Consider the following 18,900-nt stretch of genomic DNA (forward strand, 5'->3'; position numbering starts at 1 on the left):
CTCCCCCGGCAAAGCCCCCCTGCGGAGACAATCATGAAAAAAGGCCGGCGCCCCAGGGGGACGCCGGCCGGTCAGGCCGCCTCGGCTTGGCCGCGCTTACGGGCGCGGATGGCCGGACTGGGCGTTCGGCGGCGTCGGCGCGCCGGTGCCCGGGGTCATCACCGGGGCGTTGGCGCCGGCCTGGCCGGTGGTGGTGCTCTGCGGCGCCGGGCGCTCGGGCGTCGGCGACGGGTTGCCGGACTGCACCGGCGCCGGCGTGCCGGGCTGCGAGCCGCCGACGGTCGGCGGGCTGGCGCCCTGCGAGGAGGGCGCGGTGGGCTGGGTGGTCACGGTGCTGCCCGGGGCGGGGGTGCTGCTGGTGGCGCCGCCGCTGGTGTTGCCGCTCAGATTGGGCTGGCCGGCGGTGGGGCCGGAGCCCGAGCCCGGGCTGCCGGCGCCTTGCGCGAAGGCGGCGCCGCTGAGCCCGATCAGGGCGGCGGCAGTGAGGGCGAGCATCGAACTCCGCATGAACATCCTCCTCGGTGATCGTTGCGCACGGGGCGCAAGGGCATCTCGGCGGGGTAACGGCGCGGATCCGGCGCGGGTTGCGGGAAAACGCCATGCCTGCCTTTGACCGGTGCGGCGGTTTGCGTCACTGTGGGTCTTTCCGCGTGGACGCCGCGCGACAGGCGCGCGGGCCGCGGAAAGATCCGGAGAAAGACTCGCGTGATCCCCGCCCTGATGCCGACCTACAACCGTGCCGACCTCGCTTTCGAGCGGGGCGAGGGCGCCTGGCTGTGGACGGTGGATGGCCGACGATTCCTGGATTTCGGCAGCGGCATCGCCACCACCAGCATCGGGCATGCGCATCCGCATCTGGTGCAGACCGTCGCCGAGCAGGCGGCCAAGGTGATGCACGTCTCCAACCTCTACCGCGTGCCGCAGGCCGAGCGCCTGGCGGCGCGGCTGGTCGAGACCTCCTTCGCCGACAGCGTCTTCTTCTGCAACTCGGGCGCCGAGGCGAATGAGGGCATGATGAAGGCCGTCCGCAAATACCATGCGGAGAACGGCCATCCGGAGAAGTTCCGCTTCATCTGCTTCGAGGGCGCCTTCCACGGCCGCACCCTCGCGGCGCTGGCGGCCACCGGCAACCCGAAATACCTGGAGGGCTTCGGCCCGGCGCCGGAGGGGTTCGACCACATCCCCTTCGGCAACATGAACGCGGTGCGCGACGCCATCGGCCCGAACACCGCGGCCATCATGATCGAGCCGATCCAGGGCGAGGGCGGCGTGCGCCCGGCCGAGCTGCGCTTCCTGCGCGAGCTGCGCGCCGTCTGCGACGAGTTCGGCCTGCTGCTGGCGCTGGACGAGGTGCAGACCGGCATGGGCCGCTCCGGCAAGCTCTGGGCGCATCAATGGGCCGGGATCGAGCCGGATGTGATGTCCTCGGCCAAGGGCATCGGCGGCGGCTTCCCGCTCGGCGCCATCCTGGCGAAGGAGAAGGTGGCCCAGTATCTGAAGCCGGGCACCCATGGCACCACCTATGGCGGCAACCCGCTGGCCTGCGCCGCCGGCAATGCGGTGCTCGACGTCATCCTGGCGCCGGGCTTCCTGGAGCAGGTGGACCGCGTCGCCCGCCATCTCTGGCGTTCGATGCAGGATCTCGCCGCGCGCCATCCGGGGGTGACCTCGGGCGTGCGCGGCGCCGGGCTGCTGCTCGGCCTGCAGCTGCTGCCGGAGGTGACCAACACCGAGCTGCAGGCGGCCGCGGTGGCGGAAGGCCTGCTGACGGTGGCGGCGGGGCAGAATGTGCTGCGCGTCGCGCCCTCGCTGATCATCACCGAGGCCGAGGTGGATCAGGCGATCGAGATGCTCGACCGCGCGCTGCGCCGCGTCACCCCCTCGCAGGCGAAGGTGGCCGCCAAGTGAGTTCGCCGATCCAGTCCGGACCGGCGCGTGACGGGGGGGCTGCGAAGCCCCCCCGGCATTTCCTGACTGGAACTGTCGGATTTCGAACCCGCCGCGCTGCGCCACATGCTGCAGCTGGCGGCCGACGCCAAGGCCGGCCGCGTGCCGGAGAAGCCGCTGGCCGGCAAGTCGGTGGCGCTGATCTTCGAGAAGCCCTCGACCCGCACCCGCGTCTCCTTCGAGGTCGGCATCCAGAAGCTCGGCGGCCATGCCGTGGTGCTCTCCGCCCGCGACATGCAGCTCGGCCGCGGCGAGAGCGTGGCGGACACGGCGCGCGTGCTGTCGCGCTATGTGGACGCCATCATGCTGCGCACCGACAGCGTGGCGAAGCTGCGCGGCCTGGCCGAGCACGCCACCGTGCCGGTGATCAACGGGCTGACCGATGTCTCCCACCCCTGCCAGCTGATGGCCGACATCCTCACCTTCGAGGAGCATCGCGGCCCGGTCGCCGGCAAGGTCTTCGCCTGGACCGGCGATGGCAACAATGTCGCGCAGAGCTTCATCCAGGCGGCCGCGCGCTTCGGCTTCATCCTGCGGCTGGCGACACCGCCGGAGCTGGCGCCGCCGGCCCAGCTGGTCGACTGGGCGCGGCGCGAGGGGGCGCGGGTCGAGCTGACCTCCGACCCGGTGGAGGCGGTGCGCGGCGCCGATTGCGTGGTGACCGACACCTGGGTCTCCATGTCGGACGAGAAGGAGGATGGGCCCTCCGCCCGCCACAACCTGCTCGCCCCCTACCAGCTGAACGCGGCGCTGCTGAAGCATGCCAAGCCCGAGGCGCTGGTGATGCATTGCCTGCCCGCGCATCGCGGCGAGGAGATCACCGAGGAGGTGATCGAGGGGCCGCAGAGCGTGGTGTTCGACGAGGCGGAGAACCGGCTGCACGCGCAGAATGGCGTGCTGCTCTGGGCGCTGGCCGGGCTCTAGCCCCGGCCGGCGGCGCCGGATGCCTGGTTCCGGCGCTGTAATTAACAGCATGGTAATATCGCTTGGCGATTAGGAGGGTTTCCTTGCCCCGGGAAACCCGCCCATGCCCCTGCTCCGCTGGTTTGCTGGCCTGCCGCGCCGCTTCGGCGTGGTGAGCTGTCTGCTCTCTGTCACCCTCCTTTCCGTGCTGGTCGCCGCCGGCGCCGTCGCCGTCGCCCTCACCGCGGAGGTGCGCGAGAGCATGCTGGAGCGCTCGCAGCAGCGGCTGGAGGGCAATCTCGGCATGCTGAAGGCGCTGCTGGCGCAGCAGGGCAGCGAATGGCGCCTGGAGGGCGACCGGCTGCTGCTGGGCGGCCAGCCGCTGAACGGCCGCAACGAGGTGGTGGACACGGTGAAGAGCATCACCGGCGGCGTCGCCACCCTGTTCGCCGGCGACACCCGCATCGCCACCAATGTGCTGCGCCCGGATGGCGGCCGCGCCGTCGGCACCAAACTGGCGCCCGGCCCGGCCTATGACGCGGTGTTCCGCCGCGGCGAGGCCTATCGCGGCGTGGCGCAGATCCTGGGCAGCGAGCACCAGACCATCTATGAGCCGATCCGCGACGCCTCCGGCCGCGTCATCGGCCTGTTCTTCGTCGGCCAGCCGCTCTCCGCCGTGCAGGCGCAGACCGCCGAGCTGCAGCAGCAGGGGCTGATCGTCGGCGGCGCGGTGATGCTGGTGATCGGGCTGCTGGCCTGGCTGGCGACGCGGCTGGCGCTGCGCCCGCTGCGCGGCCTGGCGCGCGCGGTGCACGACATCTCCGAGGGCCGGCTGGATCTCGACCCGCCCTGCACCGACCGGCGCGACCTGCTGGGCGAGATCGGCCGCGCCGTGCAGCGCCTGGCCGAGCGCGGCCGCCAGGCCCGCGCGCTGGAGGCGGAGGCCGAGGCGGCGCGCGAGCGGTCGCGCGCCGAGCGGCGGCAGATGCAGCAGGGCCTGGCCGGCGAGATCGAGCAGGCGGTGGGCGGCGTGGCGCGCGGCCTGGCCGATGAGACCGGCCGGCTGAACACCGCCGCCGCCCTGCTGGCCGAGGGCACCACCCAGGCGCAGCGCGATGCCGGCCAGGTGGCCGAGCGCGCCCGCGGCGCCACCCAGAACGTCCAGGCGGTGGCGGCGGCGGCCGAGCAGCTGGCCAGCAGCATCGCCGAGATCAACCGCCGCGTCAGCGAGGGGGCGCAGATGGCGCAGCGCGCCGTCACCGCCGCCGGCGCCTCGGACGCCACCGTGGCCGGGCTCGCCGCCGCCGCCGACCGCATCGGCGATGTGGTGCGCCTCATCGCCGACATCGCCGGCCAGACCAATCTGCTGGCGCTGAACGCCACGATCGAGGCGGCCCGCGCCGGGGAGGCCGGCAAGGGCTTCGCCGTCGTCGCCTCGGAGGTGAAGACGCTGGCCAGCCAGACCGCCCGCGCCACCGAGGAGATCTCCGCCCAGATCGGCGCCATGCGCGGTGCCACGGCCGAGGCGGTCACCGCCGTGCGCGGCATCGCCGAGGCGGTGGCGCGCATGGGCGAGGTGACCGCGGCCATCGCCGCCGCCGTGGAGGAGCAGGGGGCGGCGACGCGGGAGATCGCCCGCAACGCCGCCGCCGCCGCCCAGGGCACCGAGGGCGCGGCGCAGAGCACGCTGGGACTGACCGAGCATGTCGAGGCCGCCGCCGCCGCGCTGGGCGATGTGCGCCACGCGGCCGAGGCGGTGGGCCGCCAGGGCGCGGCGCTGCAGGGCGAGCTGTCCGGCGTGGTGCAGCGGCTGCGCGCCGCCTGAGCCGGGGGCATCCGCGCCGGGCGGGGCGGGGGCTGCCCGCCCGCCCCGGGGCGCGCGGCGCCCTTCCCGAAACCCGGCGGCGGGCCTACCTATCGGCCAGGACGCAGAAGGCAGCGCAGATGCAGTTCGATATCGCGATCATGGGCGGCGGTCCGGCCGGGCTGGCGCTGGCCACCTCCCTCTCCGGCACCGGGCTCTCCGTCGCGGTGGTCGAGAAGCAGCCGGAGGCGGCGCTGCAACAGGCCGGCTTCGACGGGCGGGAGATCGCGCTCACCCACCATTCCCAGGCGCTGCTGCGCGCGATGGGGGCGTGGGCGCTGATCCCGGAGGAGAGCATCTCGCCGCTGCGCGAGGCGCGGGTGCTGAATGGCGGCTCGGCCTATGCGCTGCGCTTCGACACCAGCGGCCGCGCCGAGGCCGAGCTGGGCAAGCTGGTCTCCAACCACGCCATCCGCCGCGCCCTCTACCGCACCGCCACCGCCGCGAAGGAGGTGACGCTGCTGGCCGGCACCGGCGTGGCCAGCCTGCGCACCGATGTCGAGCGGGTGGAGCTGACCCTGCAGGATGGCCGCAGCCTGCGGGCGCGCCTGCTGGTCGCCGCCGATAGCCGCTTCTCGATGGCGCGCCGCGCGCTCGGCATCGGCGCCGAGACGCGGGATTTCGGCAAGCGCATGATGGTCTGCCGGCTGCGGCACGAGGCGCCGCACCAGGGTGTCGCCACCGAATGGTTCGACTATGGCCAGACCATCGCCATGCTGCCGCTGAACGGGCGCGAATCCTCGGCCGTCATCACCCTGCCGGCCGGAGGAGATGGCGCGGCTGGAGGCGCTGCCGGAGGCCGAGTTCGGCCCGGAGATCGCCCGCCGCTACCGCCAGCGCCTGGGCGCCATGGAGCTGGTCAGCACCCGCCATGTCTATCCGCTGGTCGCCGTCTATGCCGAGCGCTTCGCCGCCACCCGCGCCGCCCTGCTGGGCGACACGGCGGTCGGCATGCATCCGGTGACGGCGCATGGCTTCAATTTCGGCCTGAGCGGGCAGGAGATCCTGGCGCGCGAGATCCGCGGCGCCCTGGCCGCCGGGCGCGACATCGGCGCCCCCGACCTGCTGCGGCGCTACGCGGTGGCGCATCGCCGCGCCACGCGGCCGCTCTACCTGGCCACCAACGCGACCGCGCTGCTCTACACCGAGGACACGGCGCCGGCGCGGCTGCTGCGCAACATGGCGCTGCGGCTGGGCAACCATCTGCGCCCGGTGCAGCAGCGCATCGTCTCCCACCTGATGCAGACCCGCGCCGCCTGAGGGCGCCGCCTGGGGGAGGAGCATGGCGGGGGCGGGTCGCAGAGCGGGCCGGGACGCACTATCTAGGCAGGGACGCGCCCTCAGAAGCGCATCCCTTCCCACCGACGCCCGGCCCCCGTGATCGCCTGCCTGAAGCGGGCGCGCATGCCCCGGGCCGTTTTCGTACCGAGACCCCTGCCGCGTGACCGATCCGACCGAACCCTCCGCCACCCCCGATTTCCTCAACCATGACCGCCCGCCGGTGCCGCATCTGACGGTGCCGCGCGGCGTGCAGCCCTTCCATCTGGAGCAGAAGCCGGTGCGCGGCCGGCTGGTGCGCCTCGGCCCGCTGGCCGAGGCGCTGCTGGCCCGGCACGACAATCCCGAGCCGGTCTCGGCGCTGCTCGGCCAGGCGCTGGCGCTGACCGCGGGCCTGGCCGCGGCGCTGAAATTCCAGGGCAGCTTCAGCCTGCAGGCCAAGGGCGACGGCCCCGTCGCCATGCTGCTGGCCGATTGCACCGAGGCCGGCGCGCTGCGCGGCTATGCCCGCGCCGAGGCGCTGCCGGAAGGCGCCGAGAGCGCCGCCGCGCTGCTGGGCAGCGGCTATCTGGCCTTCACCTGCGACCAGGGGCCGGACATGGACCGCTACCAGGGCATCGTCGCCATCGAGGGCGAGACCCTGGCGCAGATGACCGGCCAGTATTTCGAGACCTCGGAGCAGCTGGACAGCCGCGTCTGGCTGGCCGCCGCGCGTACGCAATCCGGCTGGCGCGCCGCCGCGCTGATCCTGGAGCGGGTGGCCGGGGCCGGCGGCATCGGGCCGGAGCTGGACGCCACGGCGCAGCAGGATGCCTGGGAGACGGCGCTGGCGCTGGCCGGCACCATCACCGAGGCGGAGCTGCTGGACGACAACCTGCCGCCCGACCGTCTGCTCTACCGGCTGTTCCATGCCGAGGGGCTGGCGCTCGACCGGCCGCGTCCGCTGTCCTATGGGTGCCGTTGCTCCCGCGCCCGGCTGGCCTCCGTGCTGTCCGGCTTCGGGGCGGATGATCTGGACCACATGGCCGAGGACGGGGTCATCACCATGACCTGCGAGTTCTGCAATGTCGGCTTCCGCTTCGAGCGGGACGAGGTGCAGGCGGCAGGGCGCGGCTGAGGACGGTCCGCAAGCAGACGGGGGAGTAGCAGCAGCATGACGCCGACCGAGCGCCTGACGGAACGCCCAGCCCGCAGCCCAGCCGAGGATCCGGGGGGGCGCCGCGCGCCCGGCCGCCTGCCGCGCCGCGCCGCGCTGCTGCTGGCCCCCCTGCTGCTGGCCGCCTGCGGGGGCGGTGGCGAGGCGCCGCCGGTGCTCGCCGCGCCGCCGGGCTATGCCTATCTGACGCCGCTGCGGCTGAACGTGCTGGAGGTCGAGGTGGTGGAGCCCGCCGCCATGCGCGCCGATCCGCCGGCGCCGCTCTCCCCCGCCACCCAGGCGGCGCGCATGGGGCGGGAGCGGCTGAGCGCCGTCGGCACCACCGGCCGCGCCCGCTTCCTGGTCGACAATGCCGTGCTGACGCGGGAGACCGCCGATGGCGGCGGTCTGTTCAGCCAGCGCACCGAGCGGCTGACGGTGGTGATCCGCGTCCGTGTCGAGGTGCTGGGCAATGATGGCCGCCGCGTCGGCTTCGCCGAGGCCGAGGTGCGCCGCAGCGCCACGCTGATCGATGACGGCCAGGCCAGCCGCAGCCGCAATGCCGACCAGATCGTCCGCCAGGCGATGGACGATTTGAATGTCGAGTTCGAGTTCCAGCTGCGCCGCAACCTGCGCGACTGGATCATGAGCGGCCCGCCCGCCGCCCCGCTGCCCGGCCCGGTGCAGCAGGAGAATCTTTCGCGTCCCGGCAGCTGAACCGGGGGCGGCAGGACATGGCGGAGATCCGGTTTTCCGACCCGGAGGGCGTGCCGGCGCCGATGGGCCCCTATTCCCAGGCGGCGCTGATCCAGGGCGCGGGCCGGCGGCTGGTCATCAGCGGCCAGATCGGCCAGCGCGCGGACGGCACGGTGCCCGAGGCACCGGCCGCGCAGATGGCCCAGGCGCTGGCGAATCTGCAGGCCGTGCTGGCGGCGCATGCGATGCGCCCCGGGCAGGTTGTGCGGGTGCTGGTGCTGCTGACCGACCGTGCCCTGCTGCCGGAATGGCGCCAGGCGCGCAACGCCGCCTTCGGCGCGCACAGGCCCTGCAGCACGCTGATGATCGTGGCGGGGCTGGCCGACCCCCGCCTGGTGGTGGAAGTCGAGGCCGAGGCCATCGATTGAAGGCGGGCGACTAAAGGCGGGTGCAGGGGACCCCGTCCCCTGCCCAAGGGAAAGAATGGGGGAGCCTGAGGGGGCAAAGCCCCCTCAAGCCTTCAGGCCTCGGGCGCCGGCGCCCCGCGCGTCATGGCGAGGAATTCCCGGCGCAGCCCGGCATCCTCGCGGAAGGCGCCCAGCATGCGGCTGGTGATCATGCTGACCCCCGGCTTGTGCACGCCGCGGGTGGTCATGCATTGGTGGCTGGCCTCGATCACCACGGCGACGCCGCGCGGCTGCAGCACCTCCTGGATCGAGTTGGCGATCTGCGCCGTCAGCTTCTCCTGGATCTGCAGGCGGCGGGCATAGGCCTCGACCACCCGGGCCAGCTTGCTGATGCCGACCACCCGGCCGGAGGGCAGGTAGGCGACATGGGCGCGGCCGATGATCGGCACCATGTGGTGCTCGCAATGGCTCTCCACGCGGATGTCGCGCAGCACCACCATCTCGTCATAGCCCTCCGTCTCCTCGAAGGAGCGGGCGAGCAGCGCCACCGGGTCCTCCTGGTAGCCGGAGAAGAATTCCTCATAGGCCCGCGCCACCCGCGCCGGCGTGTCCCGCAGCCCCTCGCGCTCCGGGTCGTCGCCGGCCCAGAGCAGCAGGGTGCGCACCGCCTCCTCGGCCGCCTCCCGGCTCGGGCGGGGGGCGGTGACATCGGGCAGGGCCCGCTTGGCGGCGGGCGGCAGGGGCATGTTCAAGGCGGAGTTCCGGTGCATCATCGGGAATGGGCGCGCTGCCGCATCAGATGGCAAGGCGGCGCGCCAGGGCAATGGGCAAAGAAGCAGGCCAGTCCTGCCCGCGGCGCGGCCTCGCGCCTCAGTGCATCGCGCCGGTCTGGTGCGGGCTGTCCAGGCTGAAGGCGGGGATGGCGATGTCGAAGGCCTCGCCGCTGGCGGTCTCGACCATGTGGTAGGTGCCGCGCATGAAGCCCGACGGCGTCGAGAGCGGCGTGCCGGAGGTGTATTCGAAGCTCTCGCCCGCTTCCAGCACCGGCTGTTCCCCCACCACGCCGGGGCCGTGCACCTGCTGCATGCGCCCCTGGGCGTCGGTGATCTGCCAGCTCCGCCTGAGCAGCTGCACGGTGCGCTGGCCGAGATTCTCGATCGTCACCCGATAGGCCCAGACGAAATGCGACTGCTCGGGGTTCGACTGGTCCTCGAGATAGAAGGCGCGCACCGAGACGCGGATCTCGTGCGTGGTGGCGGTGAAGAGGGGCGGTTGCGACATGGCCTAACCCTGCGCGGCACGGCGCCGCTCTGGCAAGCCCGCAGGCGGGCCGGCGGTGGCGGGGCGGCCCCGAAGGACCGCCCGCGACCGCGGCGCGCCGGCGGGCGGCTGCGGTCAGCGGCGCTTGCGCGGCGCCGTCTCGGCGAAGAGGTCGGGCTCGGCCGGCTTGCGGGCGCGCGGCTTGGCCGGCTCGGCCGGCGCCGCCGCCTCCGGCTGCGCCGGGACGGGCCTGGCGGCGGCAGGCTTGGCCTTGGCCGGCGCCGCCTTGGCCTTGGCCGGCCTGGGGGCGGCGGGCTTGGCCGTGGCGGGCCTGGCGGCGGGCGCCACGCTGTCCTCCACCACCAGCCGCGCCAGCGGCTTCCGGCGCGGCGCCGGGTTGCCGGCCACCGCGTCCAGCGCGGCGGCGATGTCCTCGACCAGATCCTCGACATCCTCGAGCCCGACCGAGAGCCGCACCGCGCCCTCGCCGATGCCGAGCTTGGCCCGCTCCTCCGCCGGCACCCGCATATGGGTGGTGGTGGCGGGGTGGGTGATCAGGCTCTTGGCGTCGCCCAGATTGTTGGAGATGTCGATGACCCGCAGCGCGTCCATGAAGCGGAAGGCCGCCTCCTTGCCGCCCTTCAGCTCGAAGCTGACCAGCGTGCCGCCGCCCGACATCTGCTGCTTGGCCAGCGCGTATTGCGGATGGCTGGCGAGGTAGGGGTAGCAGACGCGCGCCACCTCGGCCCGCTCCTCCAGCATCTGGGCGATGGTGGTGGCGCTGCGGCACATGGCGTGCACGCGCAGATGCAGCGTCTCCAGCCCCTTCAGGATGACCCAGGCGTTGAAGGGGGAGATCGAGGCGCCGGTGTTGCGGGTGAAGGGCTGCAGCACCTCCTCGACCCATTTCTTCGCGCCGAGCACGGCGCCGCCGAGGACGCGGCCCTGGCCGTCGAAATGCTTGGTGGCGGAATAGACCACCACATCGGCGCCGAGCTTCAGCGGCTTCTGCAGCAGGGGTGTGGCGAAGACATTGTCGACCACGACGATGGCGCCGGCCTCATGCGCCAGGTCGCAGACCGCCTTGAGGTCGACCAGTTCCAGCATCGGGTTGGAGGGGGTCTCCAGCAGCACCGCCTGGCAGGGCCGGCGGAAGGCGGCCTTCCACTGCTTCAGGTCGGCACCGTCGACGAACTCCGTCTCGATGCCGTAGCGCGGCAGCAGGGTGGAGATGATCCAGTGGCAGGAGCCGAACAGGGCGCGGGCGGCCACCACCCGGTCGCCGGCCTTCAGATGCGACAGCAGCGCGGCGTGCACCGCGGCCATGCCGGTCGGCGTCGCGCGACAGGCCTCGGCGCCTTCGAGCGCGGCGAGGCGGTTCTCCAGCATCTGAACCGTCGGGTTGCCGAAGCGGGAATACTGGAAATGGCTGACCTCGCCGGTGAAGGTCTGCTCGGCCTGCAGCGCGCTGTCATAGGCGAAGCCCGAGGTCAGGTAGAGCGTCTCGGAGGTTTCGTCGAAATTGCTGCGCATCTGCCCGCCGCGGACCAGAAGGGTGGCGGGGCGCAGCGGTCGGTCGGAACTGGGCTTGGCCATCGGGCGGGCGACTCTCGGATCTGGCAACGACCCGGCCCGGTCGGCGGGGCACGCGCACGCCCCCCGCACGGCCGTTTAGCGCGGTTGTTTATGCTCGCCGCAAGCTGGCCGGACAAATCGCGAGCGCCCCGCCTGGCGGGACGGGGCGGACCTTACGCCCGGCTTGCCGAGGGCACAAGGGCAGGCTAAAAGCGGCGCCGAGGCGGGCGTAGCTCAATGGTAGAGCTCTTGGTTCCCAACCAAGTGACGAGGGTTCGATTCCCTTCGCCCGCTCCAGACACCTGCAAAACCCCTTATAGACCGCCCCTTTGCGCCGATCTGTTGGTCGGGCGTATCGGTTCAGCCCTTGCTAACCGGAGGCGGCGCATCCTGCGTTATCCGCGCATGGAAATGAGGGATGTGCCGCGTGTGGTCGATAATCCGTTTCCCGGGCTGCTGTCGAAGGTGGCCCTGGCCAGGGCTGCCGCGGACAGGGCTTCCGCTGGCAGGGCAACCGGCCCGCGCGCCGCTTCCGCCCGGGCCGATCTGACCAGTGCGGCCTTGATCGACGCGGCCGGCCGCGCCCTGACATCGGAAGAGCTGCGGCTGATTCTGGACGCCGTCCCGGTGCCGCTCAGCTGGGCGACGCTGCCGGATGGCCGCATCCGCTTCATGAACCAGGCCTTCCGCCGCTGCTTCGGCTATGCGGTCGAGGATTTCTCGGGGGTCGAGGACTGGATCTCCCGCGCCTATCCGCGCGAGCAGGATCGCGACAGCGCCCGCGCGCTGTGGGAGGTGCTGTGGAAGGCCCGCCGCAGCGGCCATGCCATGGTCGAGGATATCGAGCTGGAGCTGCGCTGCGCCGATGGCAGCTCCCGCACCGTGCTGCACCGGGGCATCGTGCTCTACGATATCGGCATCGGCATCGCGACCTTCGACGACATCACGCTGCGCAAGCAGGCCGAGCAGGCGGCCTGGCATTTCGCGCATGAGGATTGCCTGACCGGCCTGCCCAATCGCCGCCAGCTGAAGCAGCGCTGGGAAGATTCGGCGTCGCGCCCGGGCGAGGGCCCGGCGGTGCTGGCGCTGCTCGACCTCGACGATTTCAAGCCGGTGAATGACCGCTACGGGCACGAGGCGGGGGATGCGGTGCTGCGCCAGGTGGCCACGCGGCTGCGCGGGCTGCTGCGGAAGGAGGATCTGGTCTGCCGCCTCGGCGGCGATGAATTCGCCCTGCTGATGGGCCCGCCTTCCGACACCGCCTCGGCCGAGGCGGTCTGCGCCCGGCTGCGCGAGGCGATCCGCGCGCCGCTGCCGGGGCTGGACGGGCACCGGCTGGACGTGTCGCTGGGGCTGGTGCGGGTGGCGCCGGGGCGGGCGGATTTCTCCCAGGCCTATCGCGCCGCGGATGCCGCGCTGTACCGCGCCAAGCGCGCCGGCAAGGGCAGCTGGCGCTGGGCCGAGACCGGCTGAAGCAGGAGAGGAGAGGCAGGGGCGGCTGGCCCTCTGGCGGGCCGCGCCGCGCCTCAGGCGTGGCCGGCGCTGCCGGAGAGCAGCAGCGGGTCGACCCGCAGCTTGGCCAGGGCCAGGCGCCATTTGTCGTCCGGCGGGCCCTCGAACAGCAGCGCCTCATCGGCCGGCACGCTGAGCCAGGCATTGCGCTGGATCTCGTCCTCCAGCTGGCCGGGGCCCCAGCCGGCATAGCCCAGCGCCAGCAGGCCGAGGCGCGGGCCGCCGCCGCCGGCGATCGCCTTCAGGATGTCGACGCTGGCGGTCAGCGCCAGCTCGCCCGTCACCTTCAGGCTGCCCTCGCTGGACCAGTCGGTGGTGTGCAGCACGAAGCCGCGCCCGCCCTCGACCGGGCCGCCGGCCATCAGCCGGATCTGCCGCTGCGGCGGCGTGGGCTCGACCTCCAGCTGGCGCAGCAGCTCCTCGAAGCTCAGATTGTCGAGCGGCTTGTTCAGCACGATGCCCATGGCGCCATCGGCCGAATGCGCGCAGAGGCAGATGACCGAGCGGACGAAGCGCGGATCCTGCATGCCGGGCATGGCGATCAGCAGCTGCCCGCCCAGATAGCCCGCCTGCAACAGGGGGCCGTCCTCGCCCCGCGCGGCCCGGGAGCGGCCGCCGAAAGCCTCGGGAATTTCGTCCTCGCGTGCGCGTCGTGCCATGGCGAATCAAAATGGCGGGGGGGCGGCCGGCGCGCAAGCATCTCGCGGGCGCCGCGCCGAGGCGGTGCCGGGCGCCAGCCCGGGCCGGGCCGTTGACAGGCCGCGCCACGGCGTGAAATGCCGGTGCCTCCGCAGGAGGACACGCAGCCATGACCATCCAGACCGGCGATTCGATTCCCGCCCAGACGCTGACCCAGGCCACCGCCGAGGGCCCGCGCGAGCTCTCCACCGAGGCGCTGTTCGGGGCCAAGACGGTGGTGCTGTTCGGCGTGCCGGGCGCCTTCACGCCGACCTGCTCGGCCCGCCACATGCCGGGCTTCCTGCAGAATCTGGAGGCGCTGAAGGCCAAGGGTGTCGACACCGTGGCTTGCATGGCGGTGAACGATGCCTTCGTGATGAATGCCTGGGCCAAGGACCAGGGTGTCGAGGACCGGGTGGTGATGATCGCCGATGGCGCGGCCGCCTTCACCCGCGCGCTGGGGCTGGAATTCGACCTGACGGCGCGCGGCCTGGGCGTGCGCTGCCAGCGCTTCGTGCTGGTGGCCAAGGACGGCAAGGTGGCGCATGTGGCGGTCGAGGCGCCGGGTGCCTTCGAGGTGTCCAGCGCCGAAGCCGTGCTCGCCGCCCTCTGATTTTTTTCAGGTGCGGGGGCGGTGCCCCCGCGAGGGTCGGGGCGCGTCCTGCGGGGCGCGCCCTTTCTGTTGCGCCGGTTCCACCAGCGATGCGGCCGAGTGCCGCGTCCCGCTTCCCCACGAGGCGGCGGCAGCCCGACAGAAATAAAAGCCTTATTCTATGAGGCGGGTTTCGCGGCCGCGGTACCAGATCAGGGGGAGGGTGTGGCGGGTCTCCTCCGGCTGGGCCAGCCAGAGGCGGAACTCGCCCAGCACCCGCGCGGTGATGGGCGCCACGGGCAGGGCCAGCAGCCCGTCCAGCGGATGCCAGGCCAGATCCTCCAGCTCGCCCGAGCCTTCGAGCCGGCCGCTGGCGCGTTCGGCGGGAGCGATCAGGAAGCGGGCGTTGAAGCGGATGGGGCTGACCGGCGGGGTCACCGCGCGGCAGAGATAGGCGAAGGCGTCCAGCTCCGGCGCCGTGGCGCCGAGGCGCAGGCCGGTCTCTTCCTGCAGCTCGCGCGCCGCGGCGATGGCCAGCGCCCGGGCCAGGCGGGGCGGGGCGCGGCGTTCCAGGGCGGCGCGGGTTTCGGGGCGCAGCTCGGTGGCGGCGGGGGCGGTGCGGTCGCCGAGGTCGACGCGCCCGCCGGGGAAGACCAGCCGGTTGGGCATGAAGCGGTGCCCGGCGGCGCGCAGCCCCATCAGCAGCTCCACCGTGCCATCCTGGCGGCGGCGCCAGAGCAGCAGGCTGGCGGCGTGGCGCGGGAAGGCGGGGCGGGCGCGGGGGGCGGCGGGCTGCGCCGGGGCGCTGGGGAGCGGCGACATGGCATCAGCCTTGCACCGCGCGGGCGCGCCGGAAAGATGCCAACTTCTTGACATTCGAGGGGGCCGGGCGCATCTGCCGAAAGCGGACAAGAACGGTCCGCTTTGAGGAGAAGGTCCGCGTGTTGCGGCTGTCGAAACTCACCGATTACGCCGTGGTGGTACTGGCGCGGCTGGAGGCCGAGGGCGGGGTGCAGACCGCGCCGGGCCTGGCGGCGGCGACCGGCATTGCCGAGCCGACGGTGGCCAAGGTGCTGAAGCATCTGGGCCATGCGTCGCTGGTCGAGGGCTTGCGCGGGGCGCGCGGCGGCTACCGCCTGGCGCGTCCGCTCTCCTCGATCCCGCTATCGGAGGTGATCTGCGCCATCGATGGCCCGATCGCGCTGACCGCCTGCGTGGATGGCGCGACCGGGGGCTGCGAGGCCGAGGGGCTCTGCCCCGTGCGCGGCCGCTGGGACCCGGTGAACGAGGCGATCCGCGCCGCCCTCTCCGCCATTTCCGTGGCCGATATCGCCGCGCCGCGCAGCGCCACTGGCTGCCGCCGCCCGGCCGTCTCCGCCGCTCTGTCCGCCCTATCGGCCTCCCTGCCGGCCGCTGAGTAGGATCACGACCAATGCCTGCCGTCACCGAGACCATCGACGCCGTCCAGTCGGTCACCCAGGGAACCTACAAATATGGGTTCGAGACCGAGATCGATATGGAGTTCGCGCCCAAGGGGCTGAACGAGGACATCGTTCGCTTCATCAGCGCGAAGAAGAACGAGCCGGCATGGCTGCTGGAATGGCGGCTGAAGGCCTTCGCGCTGTGGAAGACGATGGAGGAGCCGCGCTGGCCCGCCGTCTCCTACCCGCCGATCGATTACCAGGATGCCTATTACTACGCGGCGCCGAAGCAGAAGGTGAAGCCGAAGTCGCTCGACGAGGTCGATCCCGAGCTGCTGCGCACCTATGAGAAGCTCGGCATTCCGCTGAAGGAGCAGGCGATCCTGGCGGGCGTCGAGGGCGCGGGGGACACCCCGGCCGAGGGCGGGCGCATGCCGGTGGCCGTCGATGCGGTGTTCGACAGCGTCTCCGTCGCCACCTCCTACAAGGACCGGCTGGCGAAGGAGGGCATTGTCTTCTGCGCCATCTCCGAGGCGGTGCAGGAGCACCCCGAGCTGGTGCGGCAGTATCTGGGCAGCGTGGTGCCACAGGGCGACAATTTCTTTGCCGCGCTGAACTCCGCCGTCTTCACCGATGGCAGCTTCGTCTACATCCCGAAGGGCGTGAAATGCCCGATGGAGCTGTCGACCTATTTCCGCATCAACGCCAAGAGCACCGGCCAGTTCGAGCGCACGCTGATCATCGCCGAGGAAGGCTCCAGCGTCTCCTATCTGGAGGGCTGCACGGCGCCGATGCGCGACGAGAACCAGCTGCACGCGGCGGTGGTCGAGCTGGTGGCGCTGGACGACGCCTCGATCAAGTACAGCACGGTGCAGAACTGGTATCCGGGCGACGAGAACGGCCGGGGTGGCATCTACAACTTCGTCACCAAGCGCGGCGCCTGCCGCGGCAAGCGCTCCAAGATCAGCTGGACGCAGGTGGAGACGGGGTCGTCCATCACCTGGAAGTATCCTTCCTGCATCCTGCAGGGCGATGAATCGGTCGGCGAATTCTACAGCGTCGCCATCACCAACAACCGCCAGCAGGCCGATACCGGGACCAAGATGTTCCATATCGGCAAGAACACGCGCTCGACCATCATCTCCAAGGGGATCAGCGCGGGCTTCGGGCAGAACACCTATCGCGGCCTGGTCAAGATCAGCCCGAAGGCGTCCGGCGCGCGCAACTTCACCCAGTGCGACTCCCTGCTGATCGGCGATCAGTGCGGCGCGCACACCGTGCCCTATATCGAGAATCGCTGCATGACGGCGAAGGTCGAGCATGAGGCGACGACCAGCCGCATCGCCGAGGACCAGCTCTTCTACTGCCGCCAGCGTGGCCTGTCCGAGGAGGACGCGGTCGGCCTCATCGTCAACGGCTTCTGCCGCGAGGTGCTGAAGGAGCTGCCGATGGAGTTCGCGGTCGAGGCGCAGAAGCTGCTGCAGATCAGCCTCGAAGGCTCGGTCGGCTGAAGAATTCCGGCGCCTTCCGCGCCATTGATCGCGAAGCTGCACGGGTGGCGCCTGCCAGCGCCCCCTTGAGGACGGAACTGAAAAAAGATGTTGAAGATTGAAGGGCTGCGCGCCGAGGTCGAGGGCAAGGAGATCCTGAAGGGGATCGATCTCGAAGTGCCGGCGGGCGAGATCCACGCCATCATGGGCCCGAACGGCTCGGGCAAGTCGACGCTCTCCTATGTGCTGGCCGGGCGCGAGGGCTATGAGATCACCGGCGGCAGCGTGACCTTCCACGGCCAGGACCTGCTGGCGATGGAGCCGGAGGAGCGCGCGGCCACCGGCCTGTTCCTGGCCTTCCAGTATCCGGTCGAGCTGCCGGGGGTGGGCAATGCCAATTTCCTGCGCACCGCGCTGAACGCCATCCGCCGCTCCAAGGGCGAGCCGGAGCTGGACGCGATGCAGTTCCTGAAGGTGGCGCGCGCCCGCATGAAGGCGCTGTCGATGCCGGAGGACATGCTGAAGCGCGGCGTCAATGTCGGCTTCTCCGGCGGCGAGAAGAAGCGCAACGAGGTGCTGCAGATGGCGCTGCTCAACCCGAGCCTGGCCATCCTGGACGAGACCGATTCCGGCCTCGACATCGACGCGCTGAAGATCGTGGCCGATGGCGTCAACGCCATGCGCGGGCCCAACTTCTCCTCGCTGGTGATCACCCATTATCAGCGCCTGCTCGACTACATCGTGCCGGACAAGGTGCACGTCCTGATGGGCGGCCGCATCGTGCAGACCGGCGGGCCGGAACTGGCGCATCAGCTGGAGGCCTCGGGCTACGGCTCGGTGCAGGCGGCATGAGCGCGCCGGTCCTGACGGGGGCCGCCGGCTTCCTGCACCGCTATGAAGGGCTGCGCGCGCGGCTGCCGGGCCAGGGCCTGCCCTGGCTCACCGCGCTGCGCGAGCGTGGCATCGAGGCCTTCCGCACGCTCGGCCTGCCGACGCGCCGGGTCGAGGCCTGGAAATACACCGACCTCGCCCCCGTGGCGCAGGCCGGCTTCGCCGAGCCGCTGACGCCGGTCGATGGCGCGCTGCCCCTGCCGCGCGCAGCCGCGCCGAAGCGCATCGTCTTCGTCGATGGCCGCTACCGCGCCGACCTGTCGGATGCCGACGCGCCGGCCCGCAGCCTGGCCGCCAATCTGCCGGCGGCCGAGGGGCTGCTGGGCAGCGTCGCGCGCATCGACGACCTGCCGCTGGTGGCGCTGAACACCGCGCTGTTCGAGGATGGCGCGCTGATCGATCTCGGCCCCGGCGTGGATGGCGGGGTGGTCGAGGTGCTGCATGTGACGCTGGCCGACCGGCCGGTCGCCGCGCATCCGCGCCATCTGGTGCGGCTGGCCGAGGGCGCGAAGCTGGTGCTGATCGAGCGCGCCTGGGGTCATGGCGTGGGCGGCACGGAAAGCCGCACCCTGCACAGCCCGGTCTGGGAGTTCATCGTCGGTGCGAAGGCGCATGTCACCCATGCCCGCCTGCAGCAGGAGGCGCTGAGCGGCGTGCACCTGGCCACCACCTTCGCCCGCGTCGAGGCCGAGGGCACCTATGACAGCTTCCTGCTGCATGCCGGTGCGAAGCTGTCGCGCTCCGAGGCGCATGTGGTGCTGGCGGGGCCGAAGGCGGCGGCGCATCTGAACGGCGCGCAGCTGCTGGCGGATGGCCAGCATGGCGATTGCACCACCTTCCTCGACCATGCGGCGCCGGATTGCCCGAGCCGCCAGACGGTGAAGACGGTGCTGTCCGGCAAGTCGCGCGGCGTGTTCCAGGGCAAGATCCATGTCCATCAGGTCGCCCAGCGCACCGATGGCTACCAGATGAACCAGGCGCTGCTGCTCTCCGACCAGGCCGAGATCGACAGCAAGCCGCAGCTGGAAATCTACGCCGACGATGTGAAGTGCAGCCATGGCGCCACGGTGGGCGAGCTGGACGAGGCGCAGCTTTTCTATCTGCGCGCCCGCGGCATCCCGGAAGAGACCGCCCGCGCCATGCTGATCGAGGCCTTCCTGCTGGAAGCCGTCGAGGGTGTCGCCGATGAGACGGCGCGCGCCGCGCTCTCCGAGGTGGTGGCCGGCTGGTGGGAGAAGGTGGCGTGACCAG

Annotated in this window: 18 protein-coding genes, 1 tRNA gene, 2 pseudogenes and 1 riboswitch; of the genes and pseudogenes, 15 read left to right on the forward strand and 6 right to left on the reverse strand. The window is 71.9% G+C overall.

The genetic code is table 11. The features are described 5' to 3' along the window. Positions 1–96 precede the first annotated feature (96 nt). Positions 97–507 carry a hypothetical protein gene (locus QE401_RS20840; protein WP_307140019.1) on the reverse strand — a complete coding sequence of 137 codons (411 nt, stop codon included), beginning with the start codon at positions 505–507 and terminating at the stop codon, positions 97–99. Between the two features lie 198 nt (positions 508–705). On the opposite strand from QE401_RS20840, the gene QE401_RS20845 reads away from it, so the two are divergent. The 8 genes and pseudogenes from QE401_RS20845 to QE401_RS20880 all read left to right on the forward strand — a co-directional run bounded on the left by QE401_RS20845 (position 706) and on the right by QE401_RS20880 (position 8,251). Next, positions 706–1,908 carry an aspartate aminotransferase family protein gene (locus tag QE401_RS20845; protein ID WP_307140020.1) on the forward strand — a complete coding sequence of 401 codons (1,203 nt, stop codon included), beginning with the start codon at positions 706–708 and terminating at the stop codon, positions 1,906–1,908. Positions 1,909–1,974: 66 nt separating this feature from the next. Then, positions 1,975–2,871: an ornithine carbamoyltransferase gene (gene argF / locus QE401_RS20850; RefSeq protein ID WP_475638110.1), complete on the forward strand. Its 897-nt coding sequence runs from the start codon at positions 1,975–1,977 to the stop codon at positions 2,869–2,871. Between the two features lie 103 nt (positions 2,872–2,974). Beyond that, positions 2,975–4,675: a methyl-accepting chemotaxis protein gene (locus QE401_RS20855; protein WP_307140021.1), complete on the forward strand. Its 1,701-nt coding sequence runs from the start codon at positions 2,975–2,977 to the stop codon at positions 4,673–4,675. 140 nt (positions 4,676–4,815) lie between these two features. Continuing rightward, positions 4,816–5,304: pseudogene (locus QE401_RS20860) on the forward strand (FAD-dependent monooxygenase); the annotation flags it as partial. Between the two features lie 181 nt (positions 5,305–5,485). After that, positions 5,486–5,974 (forward strand): hypothetical protein, encoded by a 489-nt coding sequence (locus tag QE401_RS20865; protein ID WP_307140293.1) that lies wholly within the window; start codon positions 5,486–5,488, stop codon positions 5,972–5,974. Between the two features lie 181 nt (positions 5,975–6,155). Continuing rightward, positions 6,156–7,109, forward strand: coding sequence for an Hsp33 family molecular chaperone HslO (hslO, locus tag QE401_RS20870; protein ID WP_307140022.1), 954 nt, complete (start codon positions 6,156–6,158; stop codon positions 7,107–7,109). Positions 7,110–7,145: 36 nt separating this feature from the next. Then, a complete protein-coding gene (locus QE401_RS20875; RefSeq protein WP_307140023.1) occupies positions 7,146–7,844 on the forward strand; it encodes a hypothetical protein in 699 nt (232 codons plus the stop codon). A gap of 17 nt (positions 7,845–7,861) precedes the next feature. Then, positions 7,862–8,251 carry a RidA family protein gene (locus QE401_RS20880; protein ID WP_307140024.1) on the forward strand — a complete coding sequence of 130 codons (390 nt, stop codon included), beginning with the start codon at positions 7,862–7,864 and terminating at the stop codon, positions 8,249–8,251. Positions 8,252–8,343: 92 nt separating this feature from the next. Here the strand turns inward: QE401_RS20880 and folE are convergent, their stop codons facing one another. The 3 genes and pseudogenes from folE to metZ all read right to left on the reverse strand — a co-directional run. Next, positions 8,344–8,976 (reverse strand): GTP cyclohydrolase I FolE, encoded by a 633-nt coding sequence (gene folE / locus QE401_RS20885; RefSeq protein ID WP_307140280.1) that lies wholly within the window; start codon positions 8,974–8,976, stop codon positions 8,344–8,346. 124 nt (positions 8,977–9,100) lie between these two features. Continuing rightward, positions 9,101–9,511: a Co2+/Mg2+ efflux protein ApaG gene (gene apaG / locus QE401_RS20890; RefSeq protein WP_307140025.1), complete on the reverse strand. Its 411-nt coding sequence runs from the start codon at positions 9,509–9,511 to the stop codon at positions 9,101–9,103. A 384-nt stretch (positions 9,512–9,895) separates the two neighbouring features. Beyond that, positions 9,896–11,086, reverse strand: a pseudogene (metZ, locus tag QE401_RS20895) (O-succinylhomoserine sulfhydrylase); the annotation flags it as partial. Positions 11,087–11,141: 55 nt separating this feature from the next. After that, positions 11,142–11,220, reverse strand: a riboswitch (SAM riboswitch). 68 nt (positions 11,221–11,288) lie between these two features. On the opposite strand from metZ, the gene QE401_RS20900 reads away from it, so the two are divergent. Together QE401_RS20900 and QE401_RS20905 are read left to right on the forward strand one after the other, a co-directional pair. Continuing rightward, positions 11,289–11,362 (forward strand) — tRNA-Gly (locus tag QE401_RS20900). Between the two features lie 264 nt (positions 11,363–11,626). Further along, positions 11,627–12,538 carry a sensor domain-containing diguanylate cyclase gene (locus QE401_RS20905; protein WP_307140026.1) on the forward strand — a complete coding sequence of 304 codons (912 nt, stop codon included), beginning with the start codon at positions 11,627–11,629 and terminating at the stop codon, positions 12,536–12,538. Between the two features lie 53 nt (positions 12,539–12,591). Here the strand turns inward: QE401_RS20905 and QE401_RS20910 are convergent, their stop codons facing one another. Beyond that, positions 12,592–13,236 (reverse strand): YqgE/AlgH family protein, encoded by a 645-nt coding sequence (locus QE401_RS20910; RefSeq protein WP_307140027.1) that lies wholly within the window; start codon positions 13,234–13,236, stop codon positions 12,592–12,594. A 149-nt stretch (positions 13,237–13,385) separates the two neighbouring features. Here QE401_RS20910 and QE401_RS20915 point away from each other — a divergent pair, with 149 nt between their 5' ends. Then, a complete protein-coding gene (locus QE401_RS20915) occupies positions 13,386–13,868 on the forward strand; it encodes a peroxiredoxin (RefSeq protein ID WP_307140028.1) in 483 nt (160 codons plus the stop codon). 153 nt (positions 13,869–14,021) lie between these two features. Here the strand turns inward: QE401_RS20915 and QE401_RS20920 are convergent, their stop codons facing one another. Continuing rightward, positions 14,022–14,669 carry an NUDIX domain-containing protein gene (locus tag QE401_RS20920; RefSeq protein WP_307140029.1) on the reverse strand — a complete coding sequence of 216 codons (648 nt, stop codon included), beginning with the start codon at positions 14,667–14,669 and terminating at the stop codon, positions 14,022–14,024. Between the two features lie 119 nt (positions 14,670–14,788). Between QE401_RS20920 and QE401_RS20925 the strand changes: the two genes are divergently transcribed. The 4 genes from QE401_RS20925 to sufD all read left to right on the forward strand — a co-directional run bounded on the left by QE401_RS20925 (position 14,789) and on the right by sufD (position 18,896). Further along, positions 14,789–15,268: an SUF system Fe-S cluster assembly regulator gene (locus tag QE401_RS20925; RefSeq protein WP_307140030.1), complete on the forward strand. Its 480-nt coding sequence runs from the start codon at positions 14,789–14,791 to the stop codon at positions 15,266–15,268. An 11-nt stretch (positions 15,269–15,279) separates the two neighbouring features. Beyond that, positions 15,280–16,779 carry a Fe-S cluster assembly protein SufB gene (gene sufB, locus QE401_RS20930; protein ID WP_307140031.1) on the forward strand — a complete coding sequence of 500 codons (1,500 nt, stop codon included), beginning with the start codon at positions 15,280–15,282 and terminating at the stop codon, positions 16,777–16,779. Between the two features lie 87 nt (positions 16,780–16,866). After that, complete coding sequence (gene sufC, locus QE401_RS20935; RefSeq protein WP_307140032.1) at positions 16,867–17,610, forward strand: Fe-S cluster assembly ATPase SufC; 744 nt, start codon at positions 16,867–16,869, stop codon at positions 17,608–17,610. Further along, the gene (gene sufD / locus QE401_RS20940) at positions 17,607–18,896 is read left to right on the forward strand and encodes a Fe-S cluster assembly protein SufD (RefSeq protein WP_307140033.1); all 1,290 of its coding nucleotides are present in this window, start codon (positions 17,607–17,609) and stop codon (positions 18,894–18,896) included. The genes sufC and sufD overlap by 4 nt, the downstream gene beginning before the upstream one ends. The last annotated feature ends 4 nt before the right edge of the window (positions 18,897–18,900 follow it).

The organism is Pseudoroseomonas cervicalis, assembly GCF_030818485.1.
GTDB classification, from domain to species: domain Bacteria; phylum Pseudomonadota; class Alphaproteobacteria; order Acetobacterales; family Acetobacteraceae; genus Pseudoroseomonas; species Pseudoroseomonas cervicalis_A.